Origin of the sequence: Streptomyces sp. NPDC093111 (assembly GCF_040683955.1) — a bacterium.
Classification (GTDB): Bacteria; Actinomycetota; Actinomycetes; order Streptomycetales; family Streptomycetaceae; genus Streptomyces.
The window spans coordinates 123,581-141,026 of the sequence record NZ_JBFBNW010000013.1 but is presented as its reverse complement, the minus strand read 5'-3'; the positions used below and the strand labels follow the sequence as shown (position 1 = coordinate 141,026).

17 protein-coding genes are annotated in these 17,446 nt (G+C 73.9%); 11 read left to right on the top strand and 6 right to left on the bottom strand.

Annotation, left to right across the window (positions count from 1 at the left end; all coding sequences use genetic code 11):
- Positions 1-176 precede the first annotated feature (176 nt).
- The 8 genes from hsaA to AB0Q96_RS23620 all read left to right on the top strand — a co-directional run bounded on the left by hsaA (position 177) and on the right by AB0Q96_RS23620 (position 8,070).
- Positions 177-1,346, top strand: a complete 1,170-nt coding sequence (gene hsaA, locus AB0Q96_RS23655; protein WP_365328548.1) for a 3-hydroxy-9,10-secoandrosta-1,3,5(10)-triene-9,17-dione monooxygenase oxygenase subunit — start codon at positions 177-179, stop codon at positions 1,344-1,346.
- A gap of 12 nt (positions 1,347-1,358) precedes the next feature.
- Positions 1,359-2,231 (top strand): 4,5:9,10-diseco-3-hydroxy-5,9,17-trioxoandrosta-1(10),2-diene-4-oate hydrolase, encoded by an 873-nt coding sequence (gene hsaD / locus AB0Q96_RS23650; protein WP_365328546.1) that lies wholly within the window; start codon positions 1,359-1,361, stop codon positions 2,229-2,231.
- Between the two features lie 103 nt (positions 2,232-2,334).
- Complete coding sequence (locus AB0Q96_RS23645; RefSeq protein ID WP_365328544.1) at positions 2,335-3,228, top strand: VOC family protein; 894 nt, start codon at positions 2,335-2,337, stop codon at positions 3,226-3,228.
- Positions 3,216-3,704, top strand: coding sequence for a flavin reductase family protein (locus AB0Q96_RS23640; protein WP_365328542.1), 489 nt, complete (start codon positions 3,216-3,218; stop codon positions 3,702-3,704). The genes AB0Q96_RS23645 and AB0Q96_RS23640 overlap by 13 nt, the downstream gene beginning before the upstream one ends.
- On the top strand, positions 3,704-4,573 hold the full coding sequence (locus AB0Q96_RS23635) for a MaoC/PaaZ C-terminal domain-containing protein (protein ID WP_365328539.1): 870 nt from the start codon (positions 3,704-3,706) through the stop codon (positions 4,571-4,573). The genes AB0Q96_RS23640 and AB0Q96_RS23635 overlap by 1 nt, the downstream gene beginning before the upstream one ends.
- A 68-nt stretch (positions 4,574-4,641) precedes the next feature.
- Positions 4,642-6,321, top strand: a complete 1,680-nt coding sequence (locus tag AB0Q96_RS23630) for an FAD-dependent oxidoreductase (protein ID WP_365328537.1) — start codon at positions 4,642-4,644, stop codon at positions 6,319-6,321.
- A 73-nt stretch (positions 6,322-6,394) separates the two neighbouring features.
- A complete protein-coding gene (locus AB0Q96_RS23625) occupies positions 6,395-7,159 on the top strand; it encodes a glucose 1-dehydrogenase (protein ID WP_365328535.1) in 765 nt (254 codons plus the stop codon).
- Positions 7,156-8,070: an alpha/beta hydrolase gene (locus AB0Q96_RS23620; RefSeq protein ID WP_365328533.1), complete on the top strand. Its 915-nt coding sequence runs from the start codon at positions 7,156-7,158 to the stop codon at positions 8,068-8,070. The genes AB0Q96_RS23625 and AB0Q96_RS23620 overlap by 4 nt, the downstream gene beginning before the upstream one ends.
- An 83-nt stretch (positions 8,071-8,153) precedes the next feature.
- Here AB0Q96_RS23620 and AB0Q96_RS23615 read toward each other — a convergent pair whose 3' ends face one another.
- The 4 genes from AB0Q96_RS23615 to AB0Q96_RS23600 form a co-directional block, all read right to left on the bottom strand.
- Positions 8,154-9,776 carry an NAD(P)/FAD-dependent oxidoreductase gene (locus AB0Q96_RS23615; protein ID WP_365328531.1) on the bottom strand — a complete coding sequence of 541 codons (1,623 nt, stop codon included), beginning with the start codon at positions 9,774-9,776 and terminating at the stop codon, positions 8,154-8,156.
- Between the two features lie 13 nt (positions 9,777-9,789).
- Positions 9,790-11,337: a FadD3 family acyl-CoA ligase gene (locus tag AB0Q96_RS23610; protein ID WP_365328529.1), complete on the bottom strand. Its 1,548-nt coding sequence runs from the start codon at positions 11,335-11,337 to the stop codon at positions 9,790-9,792.
- A 163-nt stretch (positions 11,338-11,500) separates the two neighbouring features.
- The gene (locus tag AB0Q96_RS23605) at positions 11,501-12,769 is read right to left on the bottom strand and encodes an FAD-dependent monooxygenase (protein ID WP_365328527.1); all 1,269 of its coding nucleotides are present in this window, start codon (positions 12,767-12,769) and stop codon (positions 11,501-11,503) included.
- A gap of 1 nt (position 12,770) precedes the next feature.
- On the bottom strand, positions 12,771-13,538 hold the full coding sequence (locus tag AB0Q96_RS23600) for an alpha/beta fold hydrolase (protein ID WP_365328853.1): 768 nt from the start codon (positions 13,536-13,538) through the stop codon (positions 12,771-12,773).
- A gap of 217 nt (positions 13,539-13,755) precedes the next feature.
- Here AB0Q96_RS23600 and AB0Q96_RS23595 point away from each other — a divergent pair, with 217 nt between their 5' ends.
- Positions 13,756-14,601 (top strand): helix-turn-helix domain-containing protein, encoded by an 846-nt coding sequence (locus AB0Q96_RS23595; protein ID WP_365328525.1) that lies wholly within the window; start codon positions 13,756-13,758, stop codon positions 14,599-14,601.
- Between the two features lie 31 nt (positions 14,602-14,632).
- Here the strand turns inward: AB0Q96_RS23595 and AB0Q96_RS23590 are convergent, their stop codons facing one another.
- Positions 14,633-15,037 carry a DUF4345 domain-containing protein gene (locus AB0Q96_RS23590; protein ID WP_365328524.1) on the bottom strand — a complete coding sequence of 135 codons (405 nt, stop codon included), beginning with the start codon at positions 15,035-15,037 and terminating at the stop codon, positions 14,633-14,635.
- A gap of 84 nt (positions 15,038-15,121) precedes the next feature.
- Between AB0Q96_RS23590 and AB0Q96_RS23585 the strand changes: the two genes are divergently transcribed.
- The gene (locus tag AB0Q96_RS23585) at positions 15,122-15,742 is read left to right on the top strand and encodes a TetR/AcrR family transcriptional regulator (RefSeq protein ID WP_365328522.1); all 621 of its coding nucleotides are present in this window, start codon (positions 15,122-15,124) and stop codon (positions 15,740-15,742) included.
- Between the two features lie 43 nt (positions 15,743-15,785).
- On the opposite strand, the gene AB0Q96_RS23580 is transcribed toward AB0Q96_RS23585, so the two are convergent.
- Positions 15,786-16,544: a DeoR/GlpR family DNA-binding transcription regulator gene (locus AB0Q96_RS23580; protein ID WP_365328520.1), complete on the bottom strand. Its 759-nt coding sequence runs from the start codon at positions 16,542-16,544 to the stop codon at positions 15,786-15,788.
- Positions 16,545-16,682: 138 nt separating this feature from the next.
- Between AB0Q96_RS23580 and AB0Q96_RS23575 the strand changes: the two genes are divergently transcribed.
- Complete coding sequence (locus AB0Q96_RS23575) at positions 16,683-17,357, top strand: NUDIX domain-containing protein (RefSeq protein ID WP_365328518.1); 675 nt, start codon at positions 16,683-16,685, stop codon at positions 17,355-17,357.
- The last annotated feature ends 89 nt before the right edge of the window (positions 17,358-17,446 follow it).

Below are 17,446 nucleotides of genomic sequence, written 5' to 3'. Positions count from 1 at the left end.
GCTGACCGCGCCGCGCTCTGCCGACTCCGGCGGACCAGCCCCGCCGCCCTGCCCCCTCCGCCCCGCCCCGCCCCCCGCTGACCCTTCCCGCTCAGTGGGAGCAGCGCATTTCGCCGCCGGACGGCACCCCGTACGGTCCTGGCATTCCCCCACCACGACCCGAAAGGGGATGCCCCATGGCCGATGACGTCCTGGCAGCCATCCGTGACCTGGCCCCCGCCCTGCGCGAGCGCGCGGCCGAGGCCGAGGCGCTGCGCCGGGTGCCCGACCTCTCCGTCAAGGAGCTGGAGGACACCGGCTTCTTCCAGCTGCTCCAGCCGCGGGCCTTCGGCGGCCGAGCGGCCGACCCGGTGCTCTTCTACACGGCGGTCAAGGAGATCGCCAAGGCGTGCGGTTCCACCGGCTGGGTCGCCTCCGTGGTCGGCGTCCACCCCTGGCACGTCGCCCTGTTCGACCCCCGCGCCCAGCAGGAGGTGTGGGGGCAGGACCCCAAGACCCGGATCGCCTCCTCGTACGCCCCCACCGGCAAGGCCACCGCCGTCGACGGCGGCGGTTTCCGGCTCTCCGGCCGGTGGCACTTCTCCTCCGGCTGCGACCACGCCCAGTGGGCCCTCCTCGGCTGCCTCGTCACCGACGGCGAGGGCAACCCGGTCGACATGCGGGCCTTCCTGATCCCCCGGACCGCCTACCGCGTGGACGACGTGTGGGACACCGTCGGCCTGCGCGGCACCGGCAGCAACGACGTCGTCGTCGAGGACGCCTTCGTCCCCGAGCACCGCGCCCTGAGCTTCGGCCCGGTCACCGCCCTGGAGGTGCCCGGCCACGAGATCAACCCCGAGCCGCTGTACCGGCTGCCGTACGCGGGCGTGTTCACCACCACCATCAGCACCCCCATCGTGGGTATCGCCGAGGGCGCCTACGAGTCGTACGCCGAGGCCACCCGGCAGCGGATCCGCGTCTCGTACGGGCAGAAGGTCGCCGAGGACCCCTTCGCGCAGGTCCGCATCGCCCGCGCCGCCAGTGACATCGACGCGAGCTGGCTGCAACTGACCCGCAACATGGGCGAGATGTACGCGCTCGCCACGCGCGGCGAGGCGATCCCCATGGAGCTGCGCACGCGCACCCGCCGCGACCAGGTGCTCGCCACCGAACGCGCCGTCGCGGCGGTCGACCTGCTGATGGAGAACTCCGGCGGCAGCGCGATGCGCACCGGACCCGGCCTCCTCCAGCGCGCCTGGCGCGACGCCCACACCGGCCGCGGTCACGCCGCCAACGACCCCGAGCGCGCCCTCGTCATGTACGGGCAGTCCGCGCTCGGCCTCGACATCCACGACACCATGGCCTGAGAGGCGCCGACGATGACAGAGCTCACGTACGAGTCGACCTCCCGCACCGCCAAGGCGGCCGGGCTCACCCTCCACTACCACGAGGCCGCCCCCGCAGGCGGGCACGCCGACACCCCGGTCGTGATCATGCTGCACGGCGGCGGTCCCGGCGCCTCCGCCTGGAGCAACTTCGGCCGCAACCTCCCCGTCTTCGCGGCGCACTTCCGCACGCTCCTGGTCGACCAGCCCTGCTTCGGCCGCTCGGACAAGCCGGCACCCGACCGGGACTACTTCAGCTTCAGCGCGCACGCCGTCGCCGCCCTGATGGACGAACTGGGCATCGATCGGGCGCACTTCATCGGCAACTCGCTCGGCGGCGGCACCGCCGTGCGCATGGCCCTGAACCACCCGGACAAGGTCGGCAAGCTGCTCCTCATGGGCCCCGGCGGCGTCTCCGTCAACCTCTTCGCCCCCGACCCGACCGAGGGCATCAAGCGGCTCTTCGAGTTCAACACCACGCCCGAGCCGACCAGGGAACGGCTCCGCGCCTTCCTGGGCGTCATGGCCTACGACCAGTCGATCGTCACCGACGAACTCGTCGAGGAACGCTGGGCCTCGGCCACCGACCCCGACACCCGGCTCGGCAGCGCCCGCATGGCGGCCTCGTTCGCCGACCCCGCCTGGGCCGAGGACGTCATGCTCTGGCGCGAGGCCCACCGGATCACCCACCCGGTGCTCCTCACCTGGGGCCGCGAGGACCGCGTCAACCCCCTCGACGGCGCGCTGGTCGCCCTCAAGACCATCCCCGACGCCCGCCTGCACGTCTTCCCGCACTGCGGCCACTGGGCCCAGACCGAGCGGGCCGACGAGTTCAACCGCCTCGCCGTCGACTTCTTCTCCCACTGAGCATCCTGCTGCCCCCGGCGCCGCCCCCCGCTGAACCACCCGGCGCCCCACCCCATCAGACCCGCCCCACCCCACCGAACCTTCCACAGAACAGGTGCGCACCATGGACATCCGTGCTCTCGGCTACCTGCGCCTGGAGACCGCCACCCTGGACGAGTGGCGCCGCTACGCCCTCGACGTCCTCGGCATGGTCGAGGCATCCGGCACCACCGAGGACACCCTCTGCCTCCGCCTGGACGACCGCGCCTACCGCATCGTCATCCAGGCGGGCGAGCACGACCGGCTCCTCGCGGCCGGCTGGGAGGTGGCGAACGCCGCCGCGCTCGCCCGCGCCGCCGAGGAACTGGAGGCGGCCGGGATCGCCGTCAAGGCGGCCGACCCCGCCGAACTGGCCGAGCGCCGCGTCCAGGGCCTGATCCACGTGACGGACCCCGGCGGCAACCCCCTGGAGATCTACTGGGGCCAGGCGGAGGACCACACCGCGCTCGGTACCCCGTACGGCAATCGCTTCGTCACCGGAGACCTGGGCCTCGGCCACGTCGTGCTCCCCGTGCCGGACATCGAGGCGGCGCTCGACTTCTACGAGAACCTGCTCGGCTTCCAGCTGCGCGACTCGATGAAGCTGCCCCCGCAGGCCGTCCCGACCGCCGTCGAGCAGCGGGACTTCCACTGGATGCACTTCCTCAGCCCGAACCGCCGCCACCACAGCCTCGGCCTCTACCCGGGCGCGCTGCCCCCCGGCATCGTGCACTTCATGGTCGAGCTGGAGACCCTCGACGACGTGGGCCGCTGTCTCGACCGTACGCACGCCGCGGGCATCCCCATCGCGTCCAGCCTCGGCCGCCACACCAACGACCGCATGGTGTCCTTCTACGCCCAGGCGCCCGGCGGCTTCCAGGTCGAGTACGGCTGGGACGGCCTCCTCGTCGACCCGGCCACCTGGGTCGCGAAGGAGATCACCGCCGACAGCTTCTGGGGCCACCAGTGGAACGGCTGATCGCACCCTCCGAGTTCCGGGACGTCCTCGGCCGTTTCGCCAGCGGCATCACGGTGGTGGCGACGCTGGACGCCGACACCATGGAGCCCGTCGGCTTCGCCTGCCAGTCCTTCGCCTCGCTCTCCCTCGACCCGCCGCTGGTCATGCTGGCCGTCGGCCGGAACTCCACCAGCTGGCCCAGGATCGAGCGGACCGGCCGCTTCTGCGTCAACATCCTCGCCGAGGACCAGCAGGCCACCTGCGCGGCGCTCGGCCGTAGCGGCCCCGACAAGTTCGCCGGGATCCCGTGGACCGCCGGCGAGCACGGCACCGTGCGCGTCGACGGAGCACTGGCCCACGTGGAGTGCGAGCTCCAGGCCGTGTACGAGGCGGGGGACCACCATCTGGTCACCGCGCACGTGGTGGCGCTCGACGTCGGCGAGGACGCCCGGCCGCTGCTGTTCTTCCGCAGCCGCTACGCCGTGGGCGCGTTCTGATGCCCCTCGACGTGGAGAAGGCGCTCGCCGCACCGCCGGTGCGCACCGAGGTCAGGTGGGACGAGCACGACGTACGGCTCTACCACCTGGCGCTCGGCGCGGGCGTGCCCGAGAACGACCCGCGCGAACTGCGGTACACCTACGAAGGACACGAGCGGGGCCTCCAGGTCCTGCCCACCTTCGGCCTCGTCGCTGGCGGCACCGGCGGCGTCGGCTTCCAGGTCTTCGACCTGCCGGGCGTCGACATCGACCTGGCGCAGGTCCTGCACGGCGGCCAGGAGGTCACGGTGCACCGCCCGCTGCCCGCCGCCGCCCGGGCGACCGCCGTCACCCGGGCGGTGGCCGTCCACGACAAGGGCAAGGCCGCTGTCCTCGTCCAGGAATCCACCCTCCTCGGCCCGGACGGCGAGCCGCTGATCACCCAGCGCAACCAGATCTTCGTGCACGGGGAGGGCGGCTTCGGCGGCGACCGCGGCCCCTCCGAGCGCCTGCCCGCCCCCGACCGGGCGCCCGATCTGGTGGCCGAGATCCCGACGCTCCGTCAGCAGGCCCTGCTCTACCGGCTCACCGGCGACCGGAACCCGCTGCACGCGGACCCCGCCGCCGCCCGGCGCGCGGGCCACGACCGCCCCATCCTGCACGGGCTCTGCTCCTTCGGGATGGCGCTCAAGGCCGTCACCGACCGCCTGCTCGACGCCGACGCGAGCGCGGTCGCCGCCTGCCGCACCCGTTTCGCCGGAGTCTTCTTCCCCGGCGAGACCCTGCGGCTGCGCGTCTGGGACACCCCCGACGGATACCGCCTGACGGCCACCGCGGCCGAGCGCGCGGACGCGCCGGTCCTCACCGACGCGCGGATCACCGCGCGCTGACCCGGCGGCCGGGGCGGGGGACGGCCCGCCCCGGCCGCCGACCCACCCCACACGACCAGGAGGACGCGATGAACGACCAGTGGGACCGCACCTACGACGTGGTGGTCGTCGGCTCCGGCGCCGCCGGCCTGGCCGCGGCCATCACCGCCCGGCTGCGCGGACTGACCGCCCTGGTGGTGGAGAAGACCGAGGTCTACGGCGGCTCGACCGCCCTGTCCGGCGGCGCGATCTGGGTCCCGGGCAACTTCCACCTGGACGCCGCCGGGCTCGGCGACACCCCCGAGAAGGCCCGCGCCTACCTCGACGCCACGGTCGGCGACCGGGTCCCCGCCGAGCGCAAGGACGCCTACCTCACCCACGGACCCCGGATGGTGCGGGAGTTCCACGACCGCACGGCCGTCCGGTTCGTCTACACGCCCGGCTACTCCGACTACTACCCGGAGCGGCTCGGCGGCTACCCGCAGGGCCGCTCCGTCGAACCGCAGGTCTTCGACTTCAGGAAGCTGGGCCCCGAACAGCGCGCCACCATGCGCCGCGCCGGGCTGCCCACCTACGGCCTCACCATCACCTCCAAGGACTTCCGGCAGCTGAACATGGTCGGACGCACCTGGGCCGGCCGCCGCACCGCCCTCAAGGTCGGCGCCCAGGCGGTCGGGGCCCGCCTCACCGGCCGCGAGCCGCTCTCCCTCGGCGAGGCGCTCATCGCCCGCATGCGGCACTCCCTGGACACCCTCGGCGCCGACCTGTGGCTCTCCGCCCCGTTGACCGGACTCGTCACGGAGGACGGCCGGGTCACCGGCGTTCGGATCACCAGGGGCGGCCGCCCGCTCGCCGTCCGGGCGACCGGCGGCGTCGTCCTCGCCTCCGGAGGCTTCTCGCACGACCAGCGGCTCCGCGAGAAGCACCTGCCGGCGCCCACCTCCACCGAGTGGAGCTCCGCCTCCGACGGGCAGACCGGCGACGCCCTGGAGCCGGCCGAGGCCCTCGGTGCCGCGACCGACCTGATGGACCGGGTCTGGGGCGCCCCCTCCGTGGTGCCTCCCGACGGGAAGCCGTTCTTCCTCGTCGCCGACCGCGGCATCCCCGGCATGGTGATCGTCGACGCGGCGGGGGAGCGCTACGCCAACGAGGCGGCCCCGTACCACGAGTTCGTCGACGCCATGTACGCCCACGACCGGCCGGGCGCGACCACCGTGCCGTCCTGGCTGATCCTGGACGCCACCGCCAAGTCCCGCTACCTCTTCATGGGCCTCTTCCCGGGACGGCCGTTCCCCAAGGCGTGGCTGGAGAGCGGCTTCGTCAAGAAGGCCCCGACCGTCGAGGAGCTCGCCGGGCTCATCGGCGTCGCCCCGGGGCGGCTGCGCGCCACCGTGGACCGGTTCAACGGCTTCGCCCGCGCCGGCCGCGACGAGGACTTCCACCGCGGCGACAGCGTCTACGACCGCTACTACGGCGACCCGACGCTCCCCAACCCCAACCTCGCGCCGCTGGAGAAGGGCCCGTTCCACGCGATCCCCGTCCGCCCGGGCGACATCGGCACCAAGGGCGGACTGGTCACCGACGCCACCGCCCGCGTGCTGCGCGAGGACGGCACGCCCATCGAGGGCCTCTATGCCTCCGGCAACGTCGCGTCCGCCGTCATGGGGGAGACGTACCCGGGCCCCGGTGCGACGATCGGCCCGGCCATGACCTTCAGCTGGCTCGCGGCCGGCCACATCGCCCGTACGCGCCCCGCCGGAGCCCGGTGACCCGCCGTACGCCGGACCCGCGGGCAGCACGGGCGACCGGCCCGGCCCGCCGACCGAACGAGGAGAACTCCTGATGCCCGTCGACCTGACAGGAAAGGTCGCGCTGGTCACCGGCGCGGCACGCGGCATGGGCGAGGCCGAGGCCCGGCTGTTCACCGCCCTCGGCGCGAAGGTCGTCCTCACCGACGTCCTGGAACCGCAGGGGCGGGCGACGGCCGCCGCCCTCGGCGCCGCCGCCCGTTTCGTACGTCACGACGTGACCGACGCGGACTCCTGGGCCGCCGCCGTGGCCGCGACCCTGGACGCCTTCGGCCGGCTCGACGTCCTCGTCAACAACGCCGCGATCTACTCCACCTCGCTCATCACCGAGGAGGACCCGGACCGCCTCGAAGCGATCCTCCGGGTCAACCTGATCGGCCCGTTCCTCGGCGTCCGCGCCGTCGCCGCCGCGATGCGGGACGGCGGCGGCGGATCCATCGTCAACATCTCCTCGCAGGCCGGCCTCCAGGGCATCTGGGGGCACGGGGCGTACGGCGCCGCGAAGTGGGGACTGCGCGGGCTGACCAGGACGGCCGCACTGGAGCTCGGCGCCGACGGCATCCGGGTCAACTCCGTCCACCCGGGCGCCATCGCCACCGCCATGACCGCCCACCTCGGCACCAAGGAGCACCCCGGCACCCCGCTGGGACGCGTCGGGGAGCCCGAGGAGGTCGCCCGCCTCGTCGCCTTCCTCGCCTCCGACGACTCCTCCTACCTGTCCGGCGCCGAACTCGCCGTCGACGGCGGTGCGTCGGCCGGCCGCATGCCGGCCCTCCCCCCGAAAGGAGGCGGCGCGTGAACCGTCCCGACCCCGCGGTCCAGGCCGTCATCGACCTGGCCACCGCCGCCTTCCCGCCGCTCGCGACGGAGATGACCGACATCGCCGAGGTACGCGCCTTCTTCGCCGCCCGCCCCCGGCCCGAGGTGCCACCGCTCCCCGTCGCGCACGTCACGGACCGGGACGCCGACGGGGTTCCCGTACGCGTCTACGACCCGGACGTCCACGAGAGCGCCCCCGTGATCGTGTTCTGCCACGGGGGCGGCTTCGTCCTGTGCGACCTCGACAGCCACGACGACTTCTGCCGCTCCCTCGCCCGCGCGACCGGGGCCGTCGTCGTCTCCGTCGACTACCGGCGCGCCCCCGAGCACCCCTTCCCCGCCGCCCCCGAGGACGCGTACACCGCCCTGACCTGGACGGCGGCGAGCCACCCGGGCCGGCGGATCGGCGTCGCCGGGGACAGCGCGGGCGCCAACCTCGCCACCGTCCTCACCCTGCTGGCCCGCGACCGGGGCGGCCCCGAGATCGCCTGCCAGGCGCTCTACTACCCGATGCTCGACCCCACCCGCTCCCGCCCCTCGCACCGGGAGAACGCCCAGGGCCTCTTCCTCACCGCCGACCATCTGCGCTGGTACTGGGACGGCTACCTGCCCGACCCCGCGACCCGCACCAGCCCCTACGCGGCCCCGCTGGCCGGCGCCGACCTGTCCGGACTCCCGCCCGCCCAGCTCGTCACCGCAGGCTTCGACCCCCTGCGGGACGACGGCCTGGCCTACGCGGACGCCCTCACCGCCGCGGGCGTCCCCGTGACGGCCCACCACCACGCGGGGATGTTCCACGGCTTCCTCTCCATGGCGGGCGCGCTGCCCGCCGCCGCCGAAGCCCGCGAGACCGCCTTCGCCGCCCTGCGCGAAGCCCTCACCGCCCACTGACCGGCGCGCCCACGCCCGTGCGCCCCGCCCCCACCGGATCCGATGGGGGCGGGGCGCACGGGCGTTCTCGTACGGGGCGGGCGTCAGCCGCCGATCAGCGTGAACCCCTTGTAGCCCGAGGCGGCGACGTCCGCGAGGATCTCCCCGTACACCCCGAAACCACCGATGAACGGCATGAAGACCCGCGGCTTGCCCGGGATGTTGGCCCCCAGGTACCAGGAGTCCGCCGCCGGGTACAACGTGGCCGCCGCCCGGTCGCGGCACTGCGCGACCCACTCCTCGACGGCCTCCTCGCCGGCCTCGATCGCGCGGTGGCCGTGCTCGTCCAGATGGCCCAGGCAGTCGGCGAGCCAGTCGACGTGCTGCTCGGCGCAGAGCACCACGTTGGCCAGGACGGACGGGCTGCCCGCGCCGGTCAGCTGGAACAGGTTCGGGAACCCGTCGACGCCCAGGCCCAGATAGGTGCGGGGACCCTCGCCCCACACCTCCTTCAGACTCCGGCCGCCCCGCCCCCGCACGTCCACCCGGTCGATCGCCCCGGTCATCGCGTCGAAGCCGGTCGCGAACACGAGCGCGTCCAACTCGACCCGGGTGCCGTCGGCCAGGACGACCCCGGTGGCGTCGATCCTTGCGATCGGGTTCTCCCGCAGGCTCACGAGACGCACGTCCGCGCGGTTGAACGTCTCGTAGTAGTGCGAGTCGGTGACGATCCGCTTGGTGCCGATCGGATGGTCCGTCGGCACCAGCAGATCGGCGACGGCCGGGTCCTCGACGAGCGCGCGGACCTTCCCCTCCCAGAACGCGCGCGCCTCGTCGTTCGCCGCCCGGTCGGTGAGCTGGTCCGGGAAGGTCTTGGAGTACAGGACCCCACCGAGCGCCCACCGCTCCTCGTACGCGGCCCGTCGCTCCTCGGGCGGGACGGCGAACGTCGCCGACGGGTGCGCCGTGTGCGGCGAGCCGCCGCCGCTGAGCCGGGACAGCCGCCGCCGCTCGGCGTAGCCGGCCTTCTGCCCGCGGCGCGTCTCCTCGTCCAGGGGCGCGTTGCCCGCCGGGATGCTGAAGTTGGCGCTGCGCTGGAAGACGGTGAGGTGCGCCGCCCGCTCGGCGATCAGGGGGACGGCCTGGATGCCGGAGGACCCGGTGCCGATCACGCCCACCCGCAGCCCGTCGAAGTCCACGCCCTCGTGCGGCCAGGCCCCGGTGTGGCAGGTGACCCCGGCGAACTCCCCGGCTCCCGGGATGTCCGGCACGTGCGTACTGGACAGGCAGCCGACGGCGAACACGCAGTACCGCGCCGACACCACCTCGCCGCCGTCCGTGCGCACCGTCCAGCGCAGTGCGTCCTCGTCCAGCTCGGCGGAGGTCACCGAGGTGCCGAACGCGTAGCTGCGGCGCAGGTCGAAGCGGTCGGCGACATGCCCCAGATAGCGGATGATCTCCGGCTGGGCGGCGTACTTCTCGCTCCAGTCCCACTCCTGCTGGAGCTCCTCGTCGAAGGAGTACGAGTAGTCCACGGACTCCACGTCGCAGCGGGCGCCCGGGTAGCGGTTCCAGTACCAGACGCCGCCCACGTCGTCCCCGTGCTCGAAGCCGCGCACCCGGTACCCGAGACCGCGCAGCTTGTGCACGGCGTACAGCCCGGTGACGCCCGCACCGACGACGACGACATCGACGTACTCGGTGGACCCGGTGGTTCCATCGTTCACTTTCGTGCTCTCCTCATCCGGTGGTGATGTGCCCCGCCGAGCGCCGCAGCGCGTGCTTGTCGACCTTGCCCGCCGCGTTGTGCGGCAGCGCCGGTACGGAGCGGAAGGCCCGCGGGACCTTGAAGTTGGCCAGCCGCTCACGCGTGTACGCGGTCAGCTCCGCCGCGTCGATCGGAGCCCCGCCCGCTGGCCGGCAGTACGCGACGCCGACCTCCCCGAGCCGCGCGTCGGGCACGCCCACGACGGCCACGTCCAGGACGGCGGGGTGGCCGCGCAGCACCTGCTCCACCTCCGCCGGGTACACGTTGAAGCCGCCCACCACGAACATGTCCTTCAGCCGGTCGGTGATCCGCAGGAAGCCGCGTTCGTCGAGGACGCCCACGTCCCCCGTGTGCAGCCAGCCGTCCGCGTCGACCGCCTCGGCGGTGGCCCCGGGGTCGTCGAGATAGCCGCGCATCACGTGGTGGCCGCGGGTGAGGATCTCGCCCGGCTGCCCGGGCGGCGCGTCGACCCGCAGCTCCGTACCCTCCAGCGCCGTCCCGGAGGTGCCGGCCAGCGTCGCGGGGGACTCGTGCGGCGGGCAGATCGCGACCACGCCGGTCGCCTCGGTCAGCCCGTAGGCGGTGCTGACGCTCCGCGCGCCGAGGGCCGTCCTGATCTGCTCGATGAGCGCGGTGGGGATGTTCGCCGCGCCCGTCACCGCCATCCGCATCGAGCTCAGGTCGTACGCCGTCCGCTCGGGATGGTGGATCAGCGAGGTGAAGAGGGTGGGGGCGCCGGTCAGGACGGAGACGCGCTCGTCGCGGATCCGGCCCAGTACGGTCGCGGCGTCGAAGACCGGCTCGGGGAGGATCGTGGCCCCGTGCAGCAGGCAGGCGAGCACGCCCGCCTTGTAGCCGAAGGTGTGGAAGAACGGGTTGACGAGGAGGTGGCGGTCGCCGCGCCGGAGCGTGACCGTACGGGCCCAGGCCTCGTACACCCGCAGGTTCTGGCCGTGGGTGGTGGGCACGCCCTTGGGCCGGCCGGTGGTGCCGGAGGTGAAGAGGACGTCGGCCGTGTCGCCCGGGTCCACGGCGGCGGTACGGGCCAGCCGCTCCCGGCCGTCCACCCGGTCCGCACCCGACAGGAAGCGGGACCAGTCCGCGGAGTGCAGGGTCACCGTCCGTTCCAGGAACGGGACTTCCTCGCCCGAGTCCCGCAGCAGCGCCCGGTAGTCCGTCCCCAGGAAGTCGTGCTCGGTGAAGAGCAGCCGGGCACGGGAGCGGCGCAGGATGTCGGCGGCCTCGGCCGCCTTGTACCGGGTGTTCACCGGCACCAGCACCCCACCGGCCGCCACCGCGCCGAGCGCCGCCACGACCCAGCGCGCGCTGTTGGGCGCCCACACGGCGACCGCGTCACCGGGGCGCACCCCCTGGGCGATCACCGCGCGGGCCGCCCGGTCGACCCGGTCGCGGAGCTCCACGAACGTCCAGCGCTCCTCGCCGAAGACGAGGGCCTCCTCGTCCCCGTAGCGCTCCGCGGCCCAGTCCGCGAGCCGGGCGATGGTCTGCGCGCCCCTCATGATCGGTCACGTCCTCCCTGCTGCCGCGTCCCCCGGCGGGGCGCGGGCGGTGGATCCGCAGCGGATCGGAGCCTGTCAGGGAGAGGCCGCCCGGCGCAGGTGCCGGTTCCCGCTCAACGGGAAGGTGGTGCGGTCACTCCGTCACTCGGCCCCCTCCACCCCGTCACTCCGTCACTCCGTCCCCTGTCACCCCGTCACCCCGCGGCACTTCCGTCGACGCCGGATAGGTGTCGACGGACACGGAGTCGTGGAGGCGGGCGGTCCCCGTGGTGAGGCGGAGCAGGGCGCGGCGGGGGCGTGCGGGCAGGGCGGAGATCAGGCGGGCGCCGTGGGCAAGGCCCAGCACCCCGAGCTTCGAGGACGGGATCAGGGTCCGGGCCGCGCCGAGCGCCGCCGCGCGGCTGCCCCGCACGTACTCCGCCATCGCGCGCTCGTACGCGGGGAAGGCGCGCTCGTGGTCGCCGCCGGCCCGCGCCAGCTCGCCGGCGAGGACGTACGCGCCGACGACGGCCAGGCTGGTGCTGCCGCCGACGGCGGGGCCGGGGGAGTAGCCCGCGTCGCCGACGAGCGTCACCCTCCCCCGCGACCAGGTGTCCATGCGGATCTGGGTGATCGAGTCGAAGTAGAAGGACTGGGTGCGGTCGAGCTCGTCCAGCCGGCGGTCCACGTCCGGGTGCAGGCCGTCGAACGCGCGGCGCAGCAGCTCCCTCTGCCGGGGGACGTCGTGGTGGTGGTCGACCGCGCGCTCGCTCCTGAACAGGAACAACGCCCGTGCGTCGGCGAGATGGCGCGCGCCGTACAGGCCGGCGGTGCGGCCGACGCCGACGTGCAGGAGGAGTTCGCCGTCGAGCCCGGCCGTGTTCGGCAGGGTCATCACCCCGAGGTGGGCCCCGATGAAGGCGCTGAACCGGGACTCGTCGCCGAAGACCAGACGGCGCACGTTCGAGTGCAGCCCGTCCGCGCCGACGACGAGGTCGAAGCGGTCCGGCGCCGCGTGCTCGAAGCGCACGTCGCCGTCGGGCGAGAGCGCGGTGAGCGAGTCGCCGAAGAGGTACGCGACGTCGTCGCGCGTGGCGTCGTGGTAGATCGCGCTCAGGTCGTCGCGCATGATCTCGACGTGCCGGGCGGAGGCGGCGCCGAGGATCTTGGCGAGGTCCACCCGGACCGGACGCCGGGCCCGCTCCGGGTGGACGGTCATCCGGTGGGTGCCGACGGCCCGCTCCTCGATGCGCGGCAGCACCCCCATCCGCTCCGAGACGTCCATGGCGGGCCGGAACAGGTCGACGGCGTGGCCGCCGGTCCTCCGCGGCGCCGGCGCCCGCTCGACGACGGTCACGGAGAATCCGTGCCGGGTGAGCCAGTAGGCCAGCACCGGACCGGAGACGCCGGCACCCGAGACGAGGACGCGCGGGGCGTCGCCCCTCCTCGTCATGTCAGTCCGCCCGTACGGAGCGGGTCGTGGTGAAGGCCAGCAGGGGGACGGCGGTCCGTGCGGGGTCCTCCAGGAGGGGCGAGTGTCCGAGACCGGGCAGGAGCTCGACCCGCGCGCCCGGGACGACGCGGTACTCGGCGGCGGAGGAGGAGCGCCACCTGCGGTCGTCCTCGCCGAAGATCACCAGGAGCGGCTTGCGGAGGGCGGCCAGCCGCTCCGGGAGCGCCTGCCGCGTCAGGTAGTCGCGGGTGGCCCCCAGGGTGCTCGCCAGCGTGTGGGGGGTCATGCAGCGCACCTCGTCGAGGAGTGAGGAGGGAACCCGGTAGCCCGGCCGGCTGAACCCGGTGCTCGCGAACGCGCGGATCTGCTCGTCGGTCGGCGGCCACGGGGAGAGCCCGGCCGCGTCGGTCGGCGGCGCGATGAAGGCGTGCAGGCCGGGGCCGGTGTTGATGAGGACGAGGGCGCTCACCAGCTCGGGCCGCCGTTCGGCGAGGGCGGTGGCGACCGCCCCGCCGCTGGAGTGGCCGACGACCACGGCGGACGCGACGCCGAGCCGGTCCAGGACCGCGCCGGCCCGGCCCGCCTGGTCCGGCAGCGCGTAGCCGCGGTCCTCCGGCTTGGCCGACCGGCCGTGGCCGAGCAGGTCGAGGCGGATCACGCGGTGCGCTCCGGACAGCAGCGGCACCAGCGCGTCCCACGAGCGGGTCGAGGAGGCGGAGCCGTGGATCAGCAGGAGTGCGGGGGCGTCCCGAGGGCCGTCCTGGCACACGTGGATGTCGCCGTCGTCCAGCGACAGAAGCGAACGCTCGGTGGTCTCGGCGCCTTCATGGAGGGCATGGAGGGCATGGGCATGGGCATGGACGGCAGGGCGGTGCGGTCCGCCGCGGGAATCGGTCATGCGTCCACTGTCACCGTCGCCGCCCGCCGGCGGATTGGACGAATGTTCCCGGCCCGTGTTCTCCATCCGGCCCAAGTACCATGGAGAAATGGGCAGTTTCCTGCACGGTGAGGCCGTATGGGACGTCGCGTGCCCGCAGCGGCCCAGCCCGGTGCCCGGTCTCTCCATGGCCGGGTTCCGCGTCCGTGACCTGGACGCGCTCCGGATGGTCCCGCACCCGGCCGTGACCCTGCTCCTGGAGTTCGGCGCGGGCTCGCCCGTCCTCGACTGCGCCCCCGGGCGGCAGGAGCGGGGTTGTGTCGTCGCGGTCCCGGGGTTCGGGTCCGGAGGCGCGGTCCGGGCGCGGGGAGAGAACGTCGAATGCGTGCAGGTGCGCCTGTCCCCGGTGATCGCGCGCGCGGTGCTGGGAGCCTCGCTCGCCGAGTTGGACGGCGCCGCCGTCGTACCCCTGGATCGGCTGTGGGGCCGGGAGGCGTCCCGGATCCGCGAGCGGCTCGGGGACCTGGCTTCCTGGCAGGACCGCTTCGCGTGGACGCAGGCCCTTCTCGCCCGCCGGTACGAGGCGGGGCCGCCGGTGGACCCGGAGGTCGCCTGGGCCTGGCGGCGGATCGTCGGCAGCCGGGGCCTGACCCGGGTCGACGCGCTCGCCGCCGAGGTCGGATGGAGCCGCAAGCGGCTGTGGTCCCGGTTCGGCGGACAACTCGGCCTGCCGCCCAAGCAGGCCGTCAAGCTGGTCCGCTTCGACCACGCGGCCCACCGCCTGGTCGCGGGAGAGGCCGCGGCCCGAGTCGCCGCCGAGACCGGCTACGCCGACCAGTCCCACCTGCACCGGGACGTCATGACCTTCACGGGGGCGACGCCGGCGACCGTGGCCCGCGAGCCGTTCCTCGCCGTCGACGACCTCGCCTGGCCCGGCCGCGGAACAGCCCCGTGACACACCCCTCCGGGCCCTCCCCGGTGGGCGGCTAGGCGCCGGCGGGCCGGCGCGCGCGCAACGACCGCTCGTCGGCGTCCGCGAGGAGGAAGAGAACGGGCGGCAGCAGGAGCTCGATCACGGTCAGCGCCACCTGGAACCAGTGCGGCCACCCGTGCGCGGCCAGCGACAGCAGCCGGCCCACGGCACCCAGCAGGAACACCGCCGCGAGCCACCGGACCGCCCGCGCCGGAACCGGGTCCCGGCGGGCGGCCCACAGCCACGCCATGCCGTAACCGGCGAAGATCGCGCCGAAGAACCGGCCCAGACTGTCCACCGTCGGGCCGGCGTCGCCGGCTCCCGGAATCGCGGCGTTGCCGGCGACCACGTGGAACAGCCCGATCGCCGTGCACGCGAGGCCCATGGCCCACGCGAGGACCCGCAGCACCCTGGCCATGATCCCCACCCCCTTAGTTGACGTGTGTCTACTAACGTCCACGGTACGGCCCGTGGATAGACACCTGTCAAGTAGCCTGGCCGCGTGCCGCCCCGCAGACGCCTGACCCCCGCCGACCGCCGCGCCCAGCTCCTGACCGTGGGCGCCCTGCTCTTCTCCACCACCCCGTACGAGCAGGTGCTGATGGAGGAGATCGCCCAACAGGCGGGAGTCTCCCGGGCCCTGCTGTACCAGCACTTCCCGAGCAAGCACGCGCTCTTCGCGGCGGTCTATCAGCAGGCCGCCGACCGGCTCCTGGAGGCGACCCGCCTCGACCCCGACGCCACCCTCGCCGAGCAGCTGGAGCAGGGCCTGGACGCCCACCTCGACTACTTCGTCGCGAACCGCCATGCCGTGCTCGCCGCCAACCGCGTGCTCGCCGGCGACCCGGTCATCCAGACGATCATGACGAACGAACTCGACGCCCTGCGTTCGCGCCTGCTCGCGGTGCTCCCGCTCGCCGACGCCTCCACGCGGGCGGCCGTCTCCGCGACGTTGAAGGCATGGCTCGTCTTCGTCCAGGTCCTGTGCGTGGACTGGCTCACCCACGAGACCTGCACCCGCACCGTCCTCCGGGACACCTGCGTCGGCGCCGTACTGGGCGCCCTGCGGCCCCTGCTCCCCGCCGACCCGGCCCCCGACCGGCAGCCCGCCACGCCCCGTTGACCCACGGCCGCCGGGCGAGGCCGCGCGGGCTGGCTCCCGTACGTCAGCCGGCCGCCACGACCGTCACGCCCAGCGCCGCGATCCGCTCGACCACGGGGTGCCGGGGGCCGGCGTCGGTGATGATCCCGGTGACCTTCTCCCAGGGCAGCACGCGGAACCGCGAAGCGGTGCCGATCTTCTCGGACGAGGCGAGGACGTAGGTGTCGGCGGCCCGCGCGGACAGGGCGCGCTTCATCGCCGCTTCCTCGGCGTCCGCCGTGGTCAGCCCCGCTTCGGGGTGGACGCCCGTGACACCGAGCAGACACAGGTCGGCGGAGACGTTCTGCGCGGCCTCGACCGCGGCGGCGCCGCAGGTGACCGCCGAGTGCTTGAAGACGCGCCCGCCGAGCAGGTACAGCTCCGCCAGCGGGTGGTCGAGCAGGGCCGCCGCGATCGTCGGGCTGTGGGTGATCACCGTGCAGGAGAGGTCGCGGGGGAGCGCGCGGGCGACGGCGAGGGCGGTGGTGCCGCCGTCGAGGATCAGCGCGCTGCCCGGCCGGACCAGTCCGACGGCCGCCGCGGCGACCTTCCGTTTGCCGTCCGGGGCCACGGTCTGCCGGGCGTCGTAGTCGACCACCGCCGGGGACACCGGCAGCGCGCCGCCGTAGACCCGCTGGCACAGACCCTCGGCGGCGAGGTCGCGCAGATCCCGCCGCACGCTGTCCTCGGAGATGCCCAGTTCGGCGGCGATGTCCTTGGCGACGATCTTGCCCGTGTGGGCGAGCAGACCGAGCAGGTGGTCGCGTCGTTCAGCGGCCAGCATTCACGTTCCTTCCTGTTCTTGCACACTTCTGCATGTATCTTAGCGGCCGTGACGGACCCCGGCCCCGCCGTACCCGGCCCACATCCCCGCCCGACCCGCCTGACCTGCCCCATCCGCCCGAACCCCGCAGGAGACCGCATGACGAACCGTCCCGGCATCGACACCCCCGACCACCGCGGACGCACCGGTCTCGACCGGACGGGACGCGAGCTGGACCGCAACCCCGACGTCCGCGTCCGCGACGTCGAACTCACCTCCCAGGGCTGGCACGTCCTGCGCCGCACCACCTTCGACTACCGTCGCCGCGACGGACGCTGGGAGTCCCAGCAGCGCGAGACCTACGACCGGGGCAACGGCGCCGTCGTCCTGCCGTACGACACGGCCCGCGGACGCGTCCTGCTCACCCGCCAGTTCCGCTACCCGGCCTACGTCAACGACCACCCCGACGGCATGCTCGTCGAAGCGGCGGCGGGGCTGCTCGACGCCGACGACCCGCTCACCGCGATCCGTCGCGAGAGCACCGAGGAACTCGGCGTCACCCTCGGCCCGCTCACCCACGTCCTCGACGCCTACATGAGCCCCGGCTCCGTCACCGAACGCCTCCACTTCTTCGCCGGCCCCTACACCCCGGCCGACCGGACCGGCACCGGCGGCGGACTCGAAGAGGACGGCGAGGACATCGAAGTCCTCGAACTCCCCTTCGCCCAGGCCCTCGCCATGACCCGCGACGGACGCATCACCGACGGCAAGACCATCCTGCTCCTGCAATGGGCCGCCCTGGACGGCCCCTTCGCCCGGCAGCCCCACGCCTGAGGTCCGACGGGGGTGTACCTGGGTACACCCGGGTCCGGGATCCGCGTCCAGGGCCCGGGCCCGCGCGGGACGGCAGAGTCGGAGGTGAC

What these genes read in the sequence shown, in the direction of transcription:
- AB0Q96_RS23630 (WP_365328537.1), top strand. Translation starts at nt 4,642, where the DNA reads ATGAACGACCAGTGGGACCGCACCTACGACGTGGTGGTCGTCGGCTCC.
- hsaD (WP_365328546.1), top strand. Translation starts at nt 1,359, where the DNA reads ATGACAGAGCTCACGTACGAGTCGACCTCCCGCACCGCCAAGGCGGCC.
- AB0Q96_RS23595 (WP_365328525.1), top strand. Translation starts at nt 13,756, where the DNA reads ATGGGCAGTTTCCTGCACGGTGAGGCCGTATGGGACGTCGCGTGCCCG.
- AB0Q96_RS23635 (WP_365328539.1), top strand. Translation starts at nt 3,704, where the DNA reads ATGCCCCTCGACGTGGAGAAGGCGCTCGCCGCACCGCCGGTGCGCACC.
- AB0Q96_RS23610 (WP_365328529.1), bottom strand. Translation starts at nt 11,337, where the DNA reads ATGAGGGGCGCGCAGACCATCGCCCGGCTCGCGGACTGGGCCGCGGAG.
- AB0Q96_RS23575 (WP_365328518.1), top strand. Translation starts at nt 16,683, where the DNA reads ATGACGAACCGTCCCGGCATCGACACCCCCGACCACCGCGGACGCACC.
- AB0Q96_RS23580 (WP_365328520.1), bottom strand. Translation starts at nt 16,544, where the DNA reads ATGCTGGCCGCTGAACGACGCGACCACCTGCTCGGTCTGCTCGCCCAC.
- AB0Q96_RS23625 (WP_365328535.1), top strand. Translation starts at nt 6,395, where the DNA reads ATGCCCGTCGACCTGACAGGAAAGGTCGCGCTGGTCACCGGCGCGGCA.
- hsaA (WP_365328548.1), top strand. Translation starts at nt 177, where the DNA reads ATGGCCGATGACGTCCTGGCAGCCATCCGTGACCTGGCCCCCGCCCTG.
- AB0Q96_RS23605 (WP_365328527.1), bottom strand. Translation starts at nt 12,769, where the DNA reads ATGACGAGGAGGGGCGACGCCCCGCGCGTCCTCGTCTCGGGTGCCGGC.
- AB0Q96_RS23645 (WP_365328544.1), top strand. Translation starts at nt 2,335, where the DNA reads ATGGACATCCGTGCTCTCGGCTACCTGCGCCTGGAGACCGCCACCCTG.
- AB0Q96_RS23590 (WP_365328524.1), bottom strand. Translation starts at nt 15,037, where the DNA reads ATGGCCAGGGTGCTGCGGGTCCTCGCGTGGGCCATGGGCCTCGCGTGC.